The following is a 1,277-nucleotide window of genomic DNA, read 5'->3' as shown; positions in this document are numbered from 1 at the left end:
TAAATTTACCATCAGGAGAAATGATTGCATTAGGAACAGGTACAACTACTGGAGCAAGAATAACCAAAATAAGCCAAGGGGCTACTATCAATGACATTTCTGTATCAGAGCCATTAAATGGTATTATGACAGCAAGTGTACGAGTGACTCTGTCTGGTTTTTTGCGTAAAGAAGGTGTGAGAATGCCAGTAAAAATAAGCTATAGCTTATTTGATGGTACTGCTACAGGAGAAGATTATTTACCATCAGAAGGAGTTTTATCATTTCTGCCATCTGATTTTGCTACAGGTTCTCTAATTGAGAAAACTATTGAAATTCCAATTAAGAGTGATACCTATTTTGAGGATTCAGAATATTTTAATGTAAAATTATCTTCGCCACAACATACGTACATAGCTAAAGAACAAGCCAAAATAACTATTATAAACCAACCAGCAGTGGTTCGTTTTGTAGGAGGTTCAGACTGTGAAGAAAAAGGATCTTTATCTTATGAAGTAGGTTTGTTTAGTCAAGATGGAAAACCTTTAGTAAACAAAACATCCAAAGCTATCCAATTAAACTATATGTTTGGTAATGGGTCAGCTACAGAAAACCAAGACTTTTTTGGAGATACTAAAACTCCATTAAAAATAGCTGTAGGAGAATCTAGAGCACAATTGTTTGTTAAAACGAAAGATGATAATTTATTTGAAGATGCTGAAACAGTTCAATTAGTTTTGACAGGAGTAGAGTCAAATAGCGTAGAATCAATGGTAGAATTCTTAGGTGGAGCACGTACGATTTCACAAATCCAAAAGATAACAGATCAGCCTGCGGAGTTACATATCTCGAAATTATCTAACAGAAACGAATCGAGTGTCTTACCAGTAGCAATGTTTAAAGTGTTTTTTACCAAAATAAGTGATGGTAAGCAACTGGTAAATTGCTCAGGATCAGATATTAAAGTTAAGTTTGATGTTGATGCCGATCATACTACAGCAGTATTAAATAAGGATTTTGTAATTTTAAATACTCATGATTTAGTTATTGCAGGAAACTGTGATAATATGGAAGCAGACATTCAGGTTTTGGTTATTCCAGACACAGAACAAAAAGGAGACAAAGACATAGCCTTGAAGCTAACAGGAGTTAATAGCTTACCGTCAGCAGGTGCAATTAGTGTTTCTGAAAAACAGAACAAAGCAACAGCAACGGTATTGTTTAATAACTAAGTGTTTTATTAAATCTTATTATGATTATAAAAAAGCAAGTATTTCAATTGAGATACTTGCTTTTTT

At 33.6% G+C, this 1,277-nt stretch carries 1 protein-coding gene; it reads left to right on the top strand.

The window, feature by feature from the left end; genetic code table 11:
- Positions 1-1,211: Calx-beta domain-containing protein (locus IUY40_RS19115; RefSeq protein WP_195738451.1), on the top strand; the 1,211-nt coding region annotated here is incomplete at its 5' end.
- Positions 1,212-1,277: the final 66 nt, after the last annotated feature.

It is taken from the genome of Flavobacterium sp. ALJ2, assembly GCF_015594725.1.
Classification (GTDB): Bacteria; Bacteroidota; Bacteroidia; order Flavobacteriales; family Flavobacteriaceae; genus Flavobacterium.
This window is presented reverse-complemented; position numbering and strand designations above follow the sequence as displayed.